The following is a 17,056-nucleotide window of genomic DNA, read 5'->3' on the forward strand; positions in this document are numbered from 1 at the left end:
CGATCGGCTACGAATCGTTCGTTTGGCAAACGAACCCAAATTCGCGAAACCAAGTAGTGCACTACGCGCGCGTCGTGTCTCTCCAGCTGCCAAGATCACGGTTGCAGGCATCGAGACAGGGGGCAGCGTGGTGGTACGGATGCTGGGTCGGCTCCTTGCATGGGTCGCCGGCAAGATGGATCAGCTCGTCGGATGGTCGAAGTTGCCGACGGTACTGGCAGTACCGGTCTTGATCGGGCTGCGGGGCCAGCTGCGGGCGAAGAACCTCTACGACACCCGCGACCCCAACGCGAAAGAATCCGGCGGCGACGACACTGATGCCGTCGGCCACCGCACTGCCCGCACGATCACCGGCAGCTTCAACAACCTCGACGATCCCCTCGTGGGAGCGGCCGGATGCAGATTCGGTCGCAATGTCCCGCTGACTCACGTCTATCGCGAGGAGCCCGCGCAGCTACTGGAGCCCAACCCGCGGCTGATCAGCCGTCGTCTCCTCACCCGCGAGCAGTTCCAGCCCGCCACCACGCTGAACCTGCTCGCCGCGGCGTGGATCCAGTTCGAGGTGCACGACTGGTTGAGTCACGGCTCGAGCGACTCGCAGCCGTGGGAGATCCCGCTCGAAGCCGACGACCCGTGGCCCGAGCCGCCGATGACCATCAAGCGCACCGAGTCGGATCCCGATCCGGATGGCTGGGGTCCGCCGACGTTCGTGACCCGCGACAGCCACTGGTGGGACGGCTCGCAGATCTACGGTTCGAGAAAGGATTTCGCAGACGCCGTTCGCACGCGGCGAGGCGGACACCTGCGGATCGACCGCCTCGGGCTTGCGCCTGAGGACACCGACCCGTTGCTGGATTTGGAGGGCCCTGCGGGCAACTTCTGGCTGGGTCTGGCGATCCTGCACTCGTTGTTCATGCGCGAACACAACGCGATATGCGACCACCTCGCCGCGAAATATCCGCATATGTCCGACCAAGAGCTCTACGACAAGGCGCGACTTGTCAATGCGGCCTTGATGGCCAAGATTCACACCGTCGACTGGACGCCGGCCATCATCGCGCACCCGACCACCGTCTTTGCCTTGCGCGCCAACTGGTTTGGCTTGCTCGGTGAACGTTTCAGTAAACGGTTCGGACGGATCAGCGACAGCGAGATTCTGCAGGGCATACCTGGATCACCGACCAATTATCACGGCGTGCCCTATTCACTGACCGAGGAGTTTGTGGCGGTCTACCGGATGCATCCGCTGATGCCCGACGAATACGTCTTCCGCTCGGTGACCGACGACTCCGAACTGGTTACTCACGAATTGCCTGATCTGACCGTGCACCAGGTGCGAGACCGACTCGACGAGCTGTCGATGGACGACATCTTTTACTCGTTCGGCCGCTCGAATCCCGGTGCCATCACGCTGCACAACTTCCCGCGGCACCTTCAGGAGTTCCGCAAGGCCAACAATAAGGACCTCGTCGACTTGGCGGCCATCGACGTCCTTCGGGTTCGCGAGCGCGGGGTCCCGCGGTACAACGAATTCCGGCGATTGTTCCGCCTCAAACCTGCTTCCACGTTCGAAGAGCTCACCGACAACCCCGTGTGGGCAGAAGAGCTGCGGCGGACCTACGGCGACGTCGAGCGCGTCGACTTGATGATCGGCATGTACGCAGAACCCAAGCCGGCGGGATTTGGTTTCAGCGACACCGCTTTTCGCGTCTTCGTCTTGATGGCGTCGCGGCGCCTGGAAAGCGATCGCTTCTTCACCACCGACTTCCGCCCCGAGATCTACACCCAGGCGGGTATGGACTGGGTCAAGGACAACACGATGCGAGACGTGCTCCTGCGTCACTTTCCGTCGCTGAAGCCGGCCCTGCGCGGCGTCAAGAACCCATTTGCGCCATGGATGCCGGTCTGGAAGGAAGAGAACTCACGATGACCGACACCATCCAATCCCTCGACACCAGGTTTGTTCCCTACTGGGACAACTTGGAGCAGCCCCGGCCCGACGAAGACCAACTCGTCAAGCAGATCGCCGACAAGCTCGCAGGCAACAACCGGTGGGCGTTCAAGAAATACCGTCATGGCATCCGCGACGCGCACGCCAAGAGCCACGGCATCCTGCGCGGCGAACTCACCATCTACCCGAATCTGCCGGAGCCGTATCGCCAAGGACTCTTCGCGACACCGGGGCCATACCCCGTTATCGCCAGGCTATCGAGCACCTCCGGCGCCCTCCGCAGCGACGAGACGCGCGGTATCCGCGGTCTGGGGATCAAGGTGCTCGGCGTGGAGGGTAAACGGTCGCTGTCCGAGGACACCGCGACGACTCAAGACTTCATCCTCGTCACTCACCGCGAGTTTCCGTTCCCCGACGCACAGGCCTATCTCAAGCGGGGCATGCCCTTCGCCGTGTTGTTGGCGCGCCTCCCCGACTCCGTACTCAAGTTCGTCGGACACACCCTCGGCGCCGTCCGACCGATCCTCGAATTCTTCGGGGGGTCCCTGCCGGCCACATTGGACCTGTTCAGCCATCCCAACACTCACATTCTGGGTATGACATTCTTCTCGTCGGCTCCCCTGCGGCACGGCAACTATGTCGCCAAACTGCTTCTGGCGCCGTTGTCGGAGAACGTCAAGGCGTTCATCGACCAACCGGTGCCAGCCGGCGCGGGCAAGGAAGCCTTCCGCGACATGGTGGTCGATTTCTTTGCCAACAACAGCGCCGAATACGAACTGCGTGTGCAACTGTGCACCAATCCCGTGACTATGCCCATCGAGGACGCGACGGTGTCATGGCCGGAGGAGGAATCGCCCCACGTCGGCGTCGCCAAGATCACCTTCGGTGTCCAGAACCCCGCTACGGATGCTCGACGGGCGTTCGGCGACGACGTGTTGTCGTTCAACTCATGGCGCGGGCTGGCGGCTCACCGACCGCTCGGATCGATCAATCGGCTGAAGAAGCTGGTCTACGAGGCGTCGAGTGACTTCCGGCACCGGGTGAACAACGTCGCGCGGGTGGAGCCCACCAAGATCACGGAGCTGCCCGACTAGCAGCGAATTCGCTGGACATTCGCGAAGCGCTGGCCGCTCCCGCCACCTAAACTCTGCTGCATGGCGGCGCGCTGGCAATTGCTCGATCGTCCGGCGGAGTTCGACGCGATACGGTCTACGGTGACCGGCAATGGCGGCGGCGTCGTGTTGGTCGGGGCCGCCGGGGTCGGCAAAACCACCCTGGCTCGCGCGGTGACCGCCTCACTGGGTTCGGACGTGCAGTGGGTCGGTTGCACGGAGTCCTCACGCAGCATCCCGCTCGGGGTTTTCGCTCATCGCATACCGCCGTCGGGTTCGCGTGACCCGGTCGCCCTTCTGGCCGCCGCACGCGCGTCGATTCTCGAACGTCCCGGCACCGTGATCGGTGTCGATGATGCTCATCTGCTCGACCAGCTCTCGTCGACGCTGATACACCAGATCGCGATCGAGCGAGCGGGACAGATCGTGGCGACGGTTCGCAGTGGTGAATCGGTGCCTGACGCCGTCACCGCGTTGTGGAAAGACAACCACCTCAGGCGTTTTGAGCTGATGCCGTTCACCAAAAAGCAGAGCATCGCGCTCGTCGAGGCCGTTCTCGGCGGGACGCTGGAAGGTCTTTCCGCTGACGTCATGTGGGACGCGTCTGGCGGTAATCCACTGTTCCTCCGCCACATGGTCGAAGGCGCTGTCGACGCCGGGACGCTCACCGAGGTCGACGGCGTGTGGCAACTGCGCGGACGTGCCGTTGTTCCGTCCGGTCTGGCCGCGCTCCTCGAAGACCGCCTCGATCACGTCGGCGACGATGTGGTGAACGCCCTGAAGTTCCTCGCGCTGTGCGAGCCGCTCGACGTCGACGCGCTGTCCGAACTGGCAGGTGAGGAGGCCGTCGATGCCGCCGAGGTCGGCGGGCTGATCCGCATTGCGCAAGACGGCACGTCACTGAACGCTCGATTCAGCCACCCGCTCTACGGTGACGTCGTGCGGCGTCGCGTGGGCACCGCGTCGGCGCGCAGACTCAGGGGACGCATCGTGAAAGTGCTGCGCCACCAAGAACTCGAGACCGCAGCCAGCCGGCTGCGGCTGGCCCAGCTGTCCATCGACAGCGATCAACCGGTGGACACGGACCTTCTCATCGCGGCAACCAAGGATGCGATCTTCCTGTCCAATGTTCCCCTGGGCGAACATCTCGCCAGGGCCGCATTCGAGCGTGACGGCGGCCTGCAAGCCGCCGAGTTGTTGTCGCGCGCGCTGCTGTGGCAGGGCCATCCCGTTGAGGCCGAGGCAGTCCTCGCGCGGTTTGCACCGGAAGACCTTGACGAGCTTCAGCTCGTGCTGTGGGGCATTCCCCGGCTATCCATTCTGTTCTGGTCGATGGGTGAAGTAGAACGGGCCCATCAACTGTTGGACCTGCTTCGCGAACGCGTCCAGCACCCCAGTATCAAGCTCGTCGTCGAGGCCACCGGGTCGGCAATGGCGGTGCACGAGAACAAGATTGACGAGGGCATCGCCGCGGCGGAGGCAGTGCTGTCCGACCCGCACGCGCCGAAACAGGCGGTTGACTTCGCGGCGTTCGCCGCAGGACTGGCGATGCCGGTTGCCGGGCGTGGGAGCGACTTCGAACCGATCGCAGCGCGCTGCCGCTCTGAGCAGAAGGCGACCGACGGCATGATCCGCGTAATGGTCCGCTACTGCGATGTTCTCGCGCTGACCTACGCCGGCGAACTGGACGCTGCCGAGCAGCGCGCCGCCGATTACGAGCAGTTCTCATCGGAGGGCCAATTCCTGGGGTGGGCGATCGCCAAGATCACGTCCGGCCTGGTAGCCACCCATCGCGGCCGCTTTCCCGAGGCCATCTCGAGTATCGAGCAGGCCCTCGCCGCGTTGGCGGCCGAAGCGTCGCTGCCGTGGCGGCTTCCGGCACGGCTGTTACTGGCACGGGCCTACGCGGCGATGGGCAATATCGAGCAGGCCGAGCGCGTCCTGGCCGACGCCAAGGAACACAGCGGAGAGTTCGTCGCGCTCCATCAGCCTCACCGGCTGATCGCAACGGCGTGTGTGGCCGCCGCCAAGACCGGTGAGCGTTCGGGAATCGAATTGGCCCGCGAGGCAGCGGATTTGGCACACCGATCCGGCCAGTACGCAGTGGAGGCAGAAGCGTTACACCACGCCGCCAGATTCGGTGACCGCACCGTTGCGGGTCGATTGGCGGCGCTCGGGAACTCTGTGAGCGGACCAGTGATAACACTGCAGGCCCGGCACGCCGCGGCCGTCGCGGACCGAGACGCCCAGACCCTTGACGTGATCAGCGCCGAGTTCGAAGCCGCCGGATTGATGTTGTCGGCGGCGGATTCGGCCGCGCAGGCCGTCCCACTGCACGACCGCGCCGGTGAACGAAGCAAGAGCGCGGCGTCCTCGGCGCGCGCACTGCGTCTGGCCGCACAGTGCGGGGGCGCGGCGACCCCGGCGATCCGCTCGGCGGCACGGCCCCTGCCGGTGTCTTCCCGGGAGCGGGAGGTCGCTGGGCTGGTGGCGGCGGGCCTGTCGAATCGCGAGATCGCCGATCAGCTCACCGTGTCCGTTCGCACGGTGGAGGGCCATATCTACCGCGCCTGCATCAAGCTCGACGCCGCCGATCGCGATGAACTGGCGAAGATCGTGCGACCCGATACCGATACCCCGTAGGCCTTGCGGATCGGTCACTCGCCCGGATGGCGCTGAAAGAACGGCTGTCGCGTCGGTGAGACCGTAACCGTCTGGGTCACCGTGCTGGTGTCCGTGGGTGGCGCAGTCGTTGTCGGTGTCGCGGTATCGGTGGTCGGGGAGACCGTCGTTGTGACAGTCGGGGTGTCCGTCGGCGGCGGCGTGACCGTGACCGTGTCTGCAGGCGGCGCCTCCTCTGTGACGACGGTCGTCCCGCCACCGCTGGGCGCGTGGTGAGTGGGTGGCGCGACGACGCTGCCCGTCGTGGTAGGCGTCGGCGACGCGCTCGAAGTCGTGGTGGCAACCGACGTCGTGGCCACCGGACCGGTGGTGAGTTTCACAACCGCGACGGCCAGTCCGGCGACGACGAGAACGGCCAGGGCGCCGGCGCCGACGAGAGCGGGGGCACGGCGGTACCACGGTGTTGCGGGCTCAGGTGGCGGTGCGGCGTACGGGTCGCCGTATCCGTCGGAGGAGTGGTAGCCGCCGGCCCGCGTCGGCTCGAAGTAGTAGTTGGGGTTCTCCGGCGGCTGTCGTCCTGGCACGGCCGCACACGGTAACTGCGCAAGCTGTCAGTTGGCCGCCAAGCAGCGCAAGGCTTTCTGAGTTCGTCCGCGGAATCACCGCGGCCGCCGCGGTCCCCGCACTTTCGCCCCAGGGCGTGTCGCCGCACGTTCGTGCCAACGCAGCCGCAGCATCAACAGATTGCGGTGTGCCCGCCATCCCACCGACAACGGGTCACGCCACACCGGCGTAGTAGCCGTCGGTTCGCGATCCCTAGCCATGCCCCCATTGTGCAATGCCGCCGCGACTCCCGCCGCGCGGCGCGCTGCCGCCCAGGTGAACGGCTGTCGAACAGTTGTACGAGCAAAGCTCCGCCGACCTATCCGGTCGACGGGGTCCGCTGGCCTGCATTTATGCGCTTTTACCACGCAATTCGTGCGACAAGGCCTCCAACTCGTCGCCACCGGCCATCTCCTGGGTGAGGTGTTCGAGCGTGATGTCGTCAAAGGTGCAATCGAGCTTCTGACGACCCCGGTTGAGCAGCACGAAGTGGTCGCCGACCATGTGCGCGTGGTGCGGGTTGTGCGTGATGAACACCACACCGAACCCGGCATCCTTGGCCGCGGTGATGTACTTCAGCACCACGCCCGACTGCTTCACACCGAGTGCGGCCGTCGGCTCGTCGAGAATCAGCACCCGCGCACCGAAGAACACCGCCCGCGCGATCGCGACGCACTGCCGCTGACCGCCCGACAGCGAGCCGATCGGCACGTCGACGTCGGGCAGGTCGATGCCCATCTTCGACAGTTCCGTCAGCGTGGTGGCCCGCATTGCGTTGGCGTCCATGGCCCATGGGAAGCGGCTCTGCCGGATCTCCTGACCGAGGAAGAAGTTTCGCCATACCGGCATCAGCGGGACAACGGCAAGGTTCTGATACACCGTCGCAATACCCTTGGCCAACGCGTCCTTTGGCGAGTTGAACTTCGCCGGTTCGCCGTCGACCAACAGCTCGCCGTCGGTCGGCGGGTGATACCCGGCGATGATCTTGATCAGCGTCGATTTGCCTGCGCCGTTGTCGCCGAGGATGCCCGTCACCTCGCCAGCGTGTACGCGAAGCGAGATGTCTTTGAGCGCAGTGATATTGCCGTACGCCTTGCTGACGCTGCGCATCTCGACCAGGGGCACTTTGCCCCCCGAAGGGGCGTCATGCATGGGACGATCAACCGTTGCGGTCATGGGTCACCTCTTCGCCGCATAGTTACGGAATGCATTGTTGGCGATCACCGCGAACAGCAGCATCACGCCCATGAAGAACTTGAACCAGTCGGGATTCCAGCCGGCATACACGATGCCCTGTTGCACCATGCCGAAGATGAATGCGCCGATCGCGGCGCCGATCGCCGTGCCGTACCCGCCGGTGAGCAGGCAGCCGCCGATCACCGCGGCGATGATGTAGATGAATTCGTTGCCGACACCCTGACCGGACTGCACGGTATTGAACGCGAACAGCAGATGCATGCCGGCGAACCAGGCACAGAAGCCGACGAACATGAAGAGCCCGATCTTCACGGCGGTCACGGGCACACCGACTGCGCGGGCACTTTCCTGGTCACCGCCGACGGCGAAGATCCAGTTGCCGACCTTCGTCTTGAAAAGCACATAGGTTGCGACCGCAGTGAACAGCAGCCACCACAACACGGTGATCCGCACCGAAACTCCGGCAATGGTGAACGACGACGAGAACACCTTCTGCGCCGAATCCCAGCCCTGCATGTCGCTCACGCTCGGCGTCGCAACCTGACCCGAAATGAGCTTGGTCACTGCGAGATTGATGCCGGTGAGCATCAGCAGGGTGCCCAACGTGATCAAGAAGCTCGGGATCTTGGTCTTCATCACCAAGTACCCGTTGAAGAACCCGACAGCCAGGGCGACTATCAGCGCCAACGCCGCCCCGGCCCACAGGTTCAGATGCAGGTTGTAAGCCAGCATCGACGCCGCAAGCGAACTCGTGGTCACGGCCACACCCGCCGACAGGTCGAACTCGCCGCCGATCATCAGCAGCGCGACCGCGCAGGCCATGATCCCGATCGTCGAGCTGGCATACAGCACTGTTGCCAGGGCCTCGGGTGACCGGAACGGCGGGGCGACGATCAAGAAGAAGATGAAGATCCCCACCGCGCCGATTGCCGCACCCATCTCAGGACGAATGAGCAGGCGCTGCACACGGTTTCGTTCTTTGACGCGTTCGTCGCGGACAATTTTGTGACTGGCGACGTCCAGATCAGTTTGGGTAGTCATGATTCGCTCTCTCCTGGGTCGCGGCTCAACGGGTCCCGGACTTGGCCAACTCGGCGACGGCATCGATGTTCGTCTGATCGATGAACGAGGGTCCGGTCAGGGTGGGCTGGCCACCGCCGATCAGGTTCTTGTTGTTGATGAAGAGCCACAGCGAGTCGATCGCCAGATACCCCTGCAGGAATGGCTGCTGGTCCACCGCCCACTGCACCTTGCCGCCCTTGATCGCATCGACGAGCGCCGCATTGGTATCGAAGGTGACGACCTTCGCGGAGCTACCGGCATTGCCGACTGACTGCACCGCGGCCAACGCAATCGGCGCGCCGAGCGCGACGACGTGGTCGACGGAGGGATCCTGCTGCAACTTAGCTGTGATGGTCGATTCGACAGACGGCATGTCCTTGCTGTTGACGTTGAGGATCTCGGTCTGTCCCTTGAATCCCTGGGTGACGCCGGCGCAGCGGGATTCGAGCGCAACCTGCCCCTGCTCCTGGATCACGCAGATCACCTTCTTCGCACCGTCGGCGTTAAGGCGTTCTCCCGCAGCAACTCCGGCGAGCTTCTCGTCCTGTCCGAAATACTCCTGGATCCCCTGCTGCTTGAAGTTGTCGAAACCCGAATTGAATGCCACCACCGGGATGTTCGCGGCAAGAGCTGCCTTGACCGCGGGCGCCATGGCATCCGGCTTGGCCAGCGTCACCGCGATGCCGTTGACCTTGCTGTCGATCGCGCTCTGCACCAGATTCGCCTGATTGGGCGCCTCGGGATCATTCGAGTAGCGCAGCTCGATGTTGTCCTTGTCCGCAGCGGCTTGCGCGCCCTTGCGGATGAGATCCCAGAAGGAGTCGCCCGGCACTTCGTGGGTGATCATCGCGACGGTCGCCCGCGGGGTGTTGGCCTGGCCAGCGCCCATACCCCCGCCGTTCTCCTGCGGCTTTCCCCCGGTGCTTGAACATGACGCGATTCCCAACACGAGCACGCTCGCCCCCGCGATCGCGGCCAGTGGACCGAACTTCATCGTTTCTCCTCGTCCTCGAGCGTCGCGTGACACGCCTCCCGGCTTGATGTAATACGGCTCACACCTGAAAGTCAATAGTTTGTCCTGACATTAGGACTGCACATCAAATGCTAAAGTGCGTCCATGCTGGTCAGGGCGAGGGAGGTGACAGGCGATGAGCGACTTCGAGCTGGCGGTCTGTTCCGAGATGGTCTTCACGGACCTGCCGATCATCGATCGGATCGGACGAATCCATGACATGGGGTTTGCCGTCGAGATCTGGAGCTGGCACGACAAAGACCTGCAGGCGCTGGCCGATACGGGCGCACGGTTTTCGTCGATGACCGGCTACCTACATGGCGACCTCATCGACCCGGCCACCGCCGACGACGTGGTGCGAACGGCCGAGCTGTCGATCAAGGCCGCTGAAACACTTGGCGTTCCGCGGCTCAACCTGCATACCGCGGAGCTGATCGACGGCAAGGCGGCCCGCCCGCGCTACCGGGCCACCGGCGAGATGTGGGCGACCGCAATCCGCACGCTGCAACACATCGGCGAACTCGGCGCGGCGGCCGACGTGAGGTTCTGCGTGGAAAACCTCAACACGATCGTCGACCATCCCGGCATTCCGCTGGCCCGCGCGAAAGACACGCTCGCATTGGTGGAAGCGGTCGGGCATCCCCACGTGAAGATGATGCTCGACCTGTACCACGCGCAGGTCGGCGAAGGGAATCTCATCGAGTTGGTGCGCCGCTGCGGCGACGCGATCGGTGAGGTCCAGGTCGCCGACGTGCCGGGCCGCTGCGAGCCGGGCACCGGCGAGATCAACTATCCGGCGATCGCAAAGGCGTTGCGTGACATCGGCTATACCGGCACGGTGGGTATGGAAGCCTGGGCGTCCGGCGACAGCGTCACCGCACTGGAAGCGTTCCGAAGCGCGTTCGGCTAGTTGTGCGAGCAGACGCAAAAGGCCCCATTTTCCGGCGTGTCGGGGGACCTTTCCGTCTGTTCGCGGAAGATTGTTAGCGGTCGACGAGCGTGGTGTCGAAGTAGTAGCGCGACGCGCGATAGCAATGCGTGCCGAATTCCACCGCGCTGCCGGAGTCGTCGAACGCCGTGCGCGACATGGTCAGCAGTGGCGCGTTGGGTTTTTCGTCGAGCAGCTTGGCTTCGGCTCGGGTCGCACCCCGGGCGCCAATCCGCTGGCGGGCCAGCCGAATGTGCACACCGCGTGCCCGCAGCGACTGATATAGCCCGTTGCTCTCGAGCTCGTCGGCGTCCGGCGCGATTTCGACGGGCAGGTAATTGGTCATCACGGCCAGCGGCTCGCCGTTGGCGCACCGAAGCCGGTGGATGGACACGACGTCGCGGTCGCTGGACAGACTGAGCTCGCGCGCGACCTCTTCATCAGGAGGACCGACGCGGTAGTCGAGCAGTTTCGTGGTCGGCTCCTGACCGGCGCGGGCAAGGTCGTCGAAAAGGCTCGTCAGCTCGACGCGGCGGTGCACAGGATTCTGGACCACCTGCGTGCCCACTCCGCGCTTGCGCACGAGCAGGCCCTTGTCGACGAGTTCCTGGATGGCGCGGCGGGTCGTCGGTCGCGACAAGGTGAGCCGCTTTGCCAGCGCCAGTTCGTTTTCGAAGCGGTCTCCAGGGGCCAAGTCGCCGTCCCGGATCGCCGCTTCGATCGCTTGCGCGAGCTGATAGTAGAGAGGCACAGGGCTGGACCTGTCGAGCTCCACCGTCAGGGGCACGTGGTCTCCGATCTCGAGTTGGACCAGATAACAGTAGCTACATTTTAACATCGTATGATCGAAAGATAGAATGTCAGGACAAACTATTGACAGGGTCGAGTGCCCCGGGGCACAGTCGATAGCGAGCAATCACATACCTTCGGAAGGCTGACTTTGAGTACCACGCAGGCTCTTGATGTCCTCGCCATCGGGCGCTGCGGCGTCGACATCTACCCCCTGCAGATTGGCGTGGGCCTGGAGGAAGTCGACACATTCGGCAAGTTCCTGGGTGGCAGCGCTGCAAACGTCACGGTGGCCGCGGCACGCCTGGGCAACCGTGCGGCGCTGATCTCCGGCGTCGGCGCCGACCCGTTCGGCAGGTTCGTCCGCGGGGAGCTCGCTCGGCTCGGCGTCGACAACCGCTGCGTGGCGACGCACGACGAATATCCGACCCCGGTGACGTTCTGCGAGATATTTCCGCCGGACAACTTCCCGCTGTACTTCTACCGCCGGCCCAGCGCGCCGGATCTGCAGGTGCGCGCCGACGAGATCCACACAGACGCGGTTCGGTCGGCACGGCTGTACTGGTCGACCGTGACCGGCCTTTCCGAAGAGCCAAGCCGCAGCGCGCATTTCGCCGCCTGGGAGGCTCGTCAGCGCAAGCAGTTCACGGTGCTGGACCTGGACTACCGGCCGATGTTCTGGGAGTCGCCCGCCGCGGCCACCGAACAAGTACAGCGGGCGCTGCCCTACGTGACCGTCGCCGTCGGCAACGGCGAGGAGTGCGAGATCGCCGTCGGTGAGCACAATCCCCGCAAGGCGGCCGACGCGCTGCTGGACCTCGGCGTCGAGCTGGCCATCGTCAAGCAGGGCCCCCGCGGTGTCCTCGGCAAGACGCGGCATTCGTCGGTGATGGTGGCGCCCAACGACGTCGACGTGGTCAACGGTCTGGGAGCAGGAGATGCGTTCGGCGGCAGCCTTTGTCATGGGCTGCTGCATGGCTGGCCGCTGGAAAAGACGTTGCGCTACGCCAACGCCGCGGGTGCCATCGTCGCATCGCGGCTGGAATGCTCGACGGCGATGCCCACCGCCGCCGAGGTGACCGAGCTGGCCGAGCAGACAGCGGTGGAGGCCGTCGATGTCTAGAGCCGATAATGCGCCGATTTGCGCTGACTACGCGGCGATCACCGAGCTGCGAGCCACCGACCCCGGTGCCATCGCGCGCGCCTGGCAGCACCGCACGACACGGCCGACCGTGCGCGGCAATGGCAGGCTGATGATCGTCGCGGCCGACCACCCCGCCCGCGGCGCGCTCGCCGTCGGCGCTCGGCCCACCGCGATGAACAGCCGCACCGACCTGCTCGACCGACTGTGTGCGGCGCTGGCCGATCCCGGTGTGGACGGTGTGCTCGCGACCGCCGACATCCTCGACGACCTGCTGCTGCTCGGTGTGCTGGAAGACAAGGTGGTGTTCTCGTCGATGAACCGCGGCGGCCTGGCCGGGGCACGGTTCGAGCTGGACGACCGGATGACGGCGGCCACCGCGCAGGCGACCGCCGCGGCGAAGATGAATGGCGGAAAGATGTTGTGCCGCATCGATCTCGACGATCCTGGCAGCGTTGCCACGCTCGAGGCATGCGCGCGGGCGGTCGACGAACTCGCCGCGTACGAGCTGATCGCCATGGTTGAGCCGTTCATGTCGACCCGCGTCGACGGCAAGGTGCGCAACGACCTGTCCCCCGATGCGGTGATCAAGTCCATCCATATCGGTCAGGGGCTTGGTTCGACGTCGGCCTACACCTGGATGAAGTTGCCGGTGGTCGACGAGATGGACAGGGTCATGGAGTCGACGACGCTGCCGACCCTACTGCTCGGTGGTGATCCCGCCGATCCCGACGAGGCGTTCGCCAGCTGGGAGAAAGCGCTCGGCTTACCGTCGGTGCGGGGCCTGATCGTCGGCCGTACATTGCTGTATCCCGCCGACGACGACGTCAGCTCCGCGGTTGCGACCGCTGTCTCAATGGTGAGGTGAGAGCATGCATAGCAAGTACTACATCCCGGCGCGCAGTGCCACTCCGCCGTACACCGTCGACGTCACGCCGGAGTCGGCCGGCTGGACCGAGGCCAGCCTCAAGGTGGTCGAACTGGAGTCGATGCAGGAGCTCACACTGGACAGCGGCGACACCGAGGTGATGATCCTGCCGCTGGCCGGCCATGGCGCAATCGACGCCGACAACGAGGCATTCGAACTCTCGCCGCGCGCATCGGTTTTCGACGGCCCGGCCGATATGGTCTACATCGGCACCGGCCAGACCTACACGCTGTGCGGTGAAGGCCGCTTCGCGATCTGCGGCGCGCATGCCAAACGTCAGCTGCCGAACCGCCGGGTGGCCGCTGCCGACGTGCCCGTCGAACTGCGCGGCACCGGCAACTGCAGTCGCCAGGTGCACAACTTCGGCACCGCAGGCGTTTTCGAGGCCGACTCGCTGATCGCATGCGAGGTGATCACGCCTGGCGGCAACTGGTCGAGCTACCCCGCGCACAAGCACGACGAGAACACGCCTGTCGAGTCGGCGTTGGAGGAGATCTACTATTTCGAAATCGACTCGGGGCGTGGGCCCGATGTCGCGCCCGCGGGCGCTCCGGCTGATTCCCGCGGCTTCGGCTATCACCGTGTCTACGGGACGCCCGACCGCCCGATCGAGGTGCTCGAAGAGGTCCGCAGCGGCGACGTCGTCCTCGTCCCGCACGGTTACCACGGACCGTCCGTCGCCGCGCCCGGCTACCACATGTACTACCTGAACGTGATGGCCGGCCCCGGTGAAGAGCGGGCCTGGAAGATCGTCGACGACCCCGAGCATGCCTGGCTACGCGGCACCTGGGAAAGCCAGGATGTCGATCCCCGGCTGCCCCTGCGTTCACGAGGAGTGTGACGTGGTCTCGAAAGCATCCGCATTCAAGGTTCCGGACAGCGAGCCGACCGTGCGACTCACCGTCGCTCAGGCCACGGTCCGGTTCCTGGCCAACCAGCATGTCGAACGCGACGGTGAGCGCGGCAAGTTCTTTGCCGGCTGCTTCGGCATCTTCGGCCATGGGAATGTGGCGGGCATCGGCCAGGCACTGCTGCAGGCGGAGGTCGACGACACCGAGCCGAATTTGCGATATGTGTTGGGCCGCAACGAGCAAGCCATGGTGCACACGGCCGCGGCATATGCGCGGCAGAAGGACCGGCTGCAGGCGTGGGCCGTGACCGCCAGCATCGGACCCGGCTCGACGAACATGCTGACCGGCGCGGCGCTGGCCACCATCAACCGGCTGCCGGTGCTGTTGCTGCCATCGGACACCTTCGCCACCCGGGCCACCGCGCCGGTGTTGCAGCAACTCGAGCAGCCCCACGACGGTGAGCTCACCGTGAACGACGCGTTCAAGCCGCTGTCCCGGTTCTTCGACCGGGTATGGCGGCCCGAGCAGTTGCCCGCTGCGCTGCTGGGCGCGATGCGCGTGCTGACCGACCCGGTCGAGACGGGTGCAGCCACGATCGCGCTACCGCAGGATGTCCAGGCCGAGGCCTTCGACTGGCCGGAATCGCTGTTCGCCGAACGCACTTGGCACATCGCCCGCCCGCTGCCGGAGCGGTCGGTGATTGCTCGAGCAGCCGAGGTGATCCGCTCCGCACGCAAGCCGCTGATCGTGGCCGGCGGGGGCGTCATCTACTCCGGCGCGACCGATGCGCTCGCCGCGTTCACCGAACGCACGGGAATCCCGGTCGGAGAGAGCCAGGCCGGTAAGGGGTCGCTCCCCCATGTGCATCCGCAGTCGGTCGGCGCGATCGGCTCGACCGGTACGACCGCCGCCAACGCGCTGGCCGCCGACGCCGATGTGGTGATCGGAATCGGTACCCGCTACAGCGATTTCACCACGGCGTCGCGTACAGCGTTCAACAACCCCGACGTCAAGTTCGTCAACATCAACGTCGCGTCCTTCGACTCCGTCAAGCAGGGTGCGTTGTCAGTGGTCGCCGACGCCCGCGAAGCCATCGAGGCCCTCGATGCGGCCTTGAGTGACTACCGCGTCGCCGACGAATATCGCTCAAGCACAGCAGAACTCGCACGCGAATGGAACGACACTGTGACCGCGGCCTACCGCGTCGACGCCGATGACAGCGCGCTCAACCAAACCCAGGTGATCGGGTTGGCCAACACGCTGTCGGATCCCCGTGACGTCGTGGTGTGTGCTGCCGGGTCCATGCCGGGTGATCTGCACAAGCTGTGGCGCACCCGGGACCGTAAGGGCTACCACGTCGAATACGGCTACTCCTGCATGGGTTATGAGGTCGCCGGCGGTATCGGCGTGCGGATGGCCGCGCCGGACCGCGACGTGTTCGTGATGGTCGGCGACGGCTCCTATCTGATGATGGCCACCGAACTCGTGACCGCGGTGCAGGAGGGTGTGAAGGTGATCGTGGTTCTCGTGCAGAACCACGGCTTCGCCTCGATCGGCTCGCTGTCGGAATCGTTGGGTTTACAGCGATTCGGCACCTCGTACCGCTATCGCAGCGCCGACGGACGCCTGGACGGCGCCAAGCTACCCGTCGACCTGGCCGCCAACGCCGCCAGCCTCGGCGCCGAGGTGATCAAGGTGACCACCGCCGCGGAGTTCACCGACGCGGTCAAGGTCGCCAAGGCCAATGAGCACACCACCGTGATTCACGTCGAGACCGATCCGCTGGTGTATGCGCCGGACAGCCAATCGTGGTGGGACGTTCCGGTGAGCCAGGTTTCGGATCTGGAGTCCACCCGAACGGCATACGAGACGTACGCCGAGTGGAAGAAGATCCAGCGCCCGCTGGTGCGACCCGCCGACAGCTAGAAAGGACGATCCATCGATGAGCACCATCCTCGTCGGCTCCGCTCCGGATTCCTGGGGCGTGTGGTTCCCCGACGACCCGAATCAGACTCCTTACACCCGGTTTCTGGACGAGGTCGCCGAGTCGGGCTATCAGTGGATCGAGCTCGGCCCGTACGGCTACCTGCCCACTGACCCGCAGAAGCTGTCCGACGAACTCGCATCGCGCAATCTGAAGCTGTCGGCGGGAACGGTGTTCGAGCATCTGCACCGGGACGGAGTCGGTGTGGCCGACTCATGGAACACAGTCTGGAAGCAGATCGAGGACGTCGCCAAACTCACCGCCGCCGTCGGCGGCAAGCACGTCGTCGTCATCCCGGAGATGTGGCGCGACCCTGCCACCGGCGAGGTGCTCGAAGACCGCAATCTGACTGCCGAGCAGTGGAAGAAGAAGACACACGGCATGAACGACCTCGGCAAGGCCATGTTCGAGAGCTACGGCGTTCGCGCGCAATACCATCCGCACGCCGACAGCCACGTCGACACGGAAGAGAACGTGTATCGATTCCTGGACGGCACGGATTCAGAGTTCGTGAATCTTTGCCTGGACACGGGCCACATCTCCTATTGCGGCGGCGACAACCTCGCGATCATCAACCGCGCACCCGAGCGCATCGGCTATCTGCACCTCAAGCAAGTCGACCCCGAGGTGCGGGCCAAGGTCGAAGCCGAAGACCTGCCGTTCGGCGAGGCGGTGAAGCTCGGCGCGATGACCGAGCCCCCGCGCGGCATTCCTGAAATGCCGCCGCTGCTGGCGGCCGTCGAGAAGCTCGGGATCGACGTGTTCGCGATCGTCGAGCAGGACATGTACCCGTGCGACGCCGACCAGCCACTGCCGATCGCCCAACGCACGCGGCGGTATCTCGGGTCGTGTGGTGTTCCATCTGTGAAGTTCTAG

General features: G+C 65.0%; 14 protein-coding genes. 9 read left to right on the forward strand and 5 right to left on the reverse strand.

The features are described from left to right. Nucleotides 1-175: 175 nt before the first annotated feature. The 3 genes from VJV41_RS03450 to VJV41_RS03460 are packed head-to-tail and all read left to right on the forward strand — an operon-like array spanning nt 176 to nt 5,706. Entirely contained in the window at nt 176-1,930 is a 1,755-nt protein-coding gene (locus VJV41_RS03450) for a peroxidase family protein (protein ID WP_325331242.1), read from the forward strand. Then, on the forward strand, nt 1,927-3,045 hold the full coding sequence (locus tag VJV41_RS03455) for a catalase family protein (protein WP_325331116.1): 1,119 nt from the start codon (nt 1,927-1,929) through the stop codon (nt 3,043-3,045). The genes VJV41_RS03450 and VJV41_RS03455 overlap by 4 nt, the downstream gene beginning before the upstream one ends. Nucleotides 3,046-3,105: 60 nt before the next feature. After that, nucleotides 3,106-5,706, forward strand: coding sequence for a helix-turn-helix transcriptional regulator (locus VJV41_RS03460; protein WP_325331118.1), 2,601 nt, complete (start codon nt 3,106-3,108; stop codon nt 5,704-5,706). Nucleotides 5,707-5,720: 14 nt separating this feature from the next. On the opposite strand, the gene VJV41_RS03465 is transcribed toward VJV41_RS03460, so the two are convergent. The 4 genes from VJV41_RS03465 to VJV41_RS03480 all read right to left on the reverse strand — a co-directional run bounded on the left by VJV41_RS03465 (nt 5,721) and on the right by VJV41_RS03480 (nt 9,541). Next, nucleotides 5,721-6,269, reverse strand: a complete 549-nt coding sequence (locus tag VJV41_RS03465; protein WP_325331119.1) for a hypothetical protein — start codon at nt 6,267-6,269, stop codon at nt 5,721-5,723. A 370-nt stretch (nt 6,270-6,639) separates the two neighbouring features. Next, nucleotides 6,640-7,464 carry an ATP-binding cassette domain-containing protein gene (locus tag VJV41_RS03470; protein WP_325331121.1) on the reverse strand — a complete coding sequence of 275 codons (825 nt, stop codon included), beginning with the start codon at nt 7,462-7,464 and terminating at the stop codon, nt 6,640-6,642. A 3-nt stretch (nt 7,465-7,467) separates the two neighbouring features. Beyond that, complete coding sequence (locus tag VJV41_RS03475) at nt 7,468-8,526, reverse strand: ABC transporter permease (protein WP_325331123.1); 1,059 nt, start codon at nt 8,524-8,526, stop codon at nt 7,468-7,470. A gap of 25 nt (nt 8,527-8,551) precedes the next feature. Beyond that, nucleotides 8,552-9,541 (reverse strand): substrate-binding domain-containing protein, encoded by a 990-nt coding sequence (locus VJV41_RS03480; protein ID WP_325331125.1) that lies wholly within the window; start codon nt 9,539-9,541, stop codon nt 8,552-8,554. A gap of 154 nt (nt 9,542-9,695) precedes the next feature. Here VJV41_RS03480 and VJV41_RS03485 point away from each other — a divergent pair, with 154 nt between their 5' ends. Continuing rightward, entirely contained in the window at nt 9,696-10,469 is a 774-nt protein-coding gene (locus tag VJV41_RS03485; protein ID WP_325331127.1) for a TIM barrel protein, read from the forward strand. A 73-nt stretch (nt 10,470-10,542) separates the two neighbouring features. Here VJV41_RS03485 and VJV41_RS03490 read toward each other — a convergent pair whose 3' ends face one another. Beyond that, entirely contained in the window at nt 10,543-11,325 is a 783-nt protein-coding gene (locus tag VJV41_RS03490) for a GntR family transcriptional regulator (protein ID WP_414684869.1), read from the reverse strand. Between the two features lie 102 nt (nt 11,326-11,427). On the opposite strand from VJV41_RS03490, the gene iolC reads away from it, so the two are divergent. Genes iolC through VJV41_RS03515 form a run of 5 tightly spaced genes read left to right on the forward strand, consistent with a single transcriptional unit; the run spans nt 11,428 to nt 17,056 of the window. Continuing rightward, nucleotides 11,428-12,399: a 5-dehydro-2-deoxygluconokinase gene (gene iolC, locus VJV41_RS03495; RefSeq protein WP_325331131.1), complete on the forward strand. Its 972-nt coding sequence runs from the start codon at nt 11,428-11,430 to the stop codon at nt 12,397-12,399. Continuing rightward, a complete protein-coding gene (locus tag VJV41_RS03500) occupies nt 12,392-13,285 on the forward strand; it encodes a Cgl0159 family (beta/alpha)8-fold protein (RefSeq protein ID WP_325331133.1) in 894 nt (297 codons plus the stop codon). Before iolC ends, VJV41_RS03500 begins: the two co-directional genes overlap by 8 nt. A 4-nt stretch (nt 13,286-13,289) precedes the next feature. Next, a complete protein-coding gene (gene iolB / locus VJV41_RS03505; protein WP_325331135.1) occupies nt 13,290-14,186 on the forward strand; it encodes a 5-deoxy-glucuronate isomerase in 897 nt (298 codons plus the stop codon). A gap of 1 nt (nt 14,187) precedes the next feature. Beyond that, nucleotides 14,188-16,122, forward strand: a complete 1,935-nt coding sequence (gene iolD, locus VJV41_RS03510) for a 3D-(3,5/4)-trihydroxycyclohexane-1,2-dione acylhydrolase (decyclizing) (RefSeq protein ID WP_325331137.1) — start codon at nt 14,188-14,190, stop codon at nt 16,120-16,122. Between the two features lie 16 nt (nt 16,123-16,138). Further along, the gene (locus tag VJV41_RS03515; RefSeq protein WP_325331139.1) at nt 16,139-17,056 is read left to right on the forward strand and encodes a sugar phosphate isomerase/epimerase; all 918 of its coding nucleotides are present in this window, start codon (nt 16,139-16,141) and stop codon (nt 17,054-17,056) included.

It is taken from the genome of Mycobacterium sp. (genome assembly GCF_035274705.1).
In the GTDB taxonomy this organism is placed as follows: Bacteria; Actinomycetota; Actinomycetes; order Mycobacteriales; family Mycobacteriaceae; genus Mycobacterium.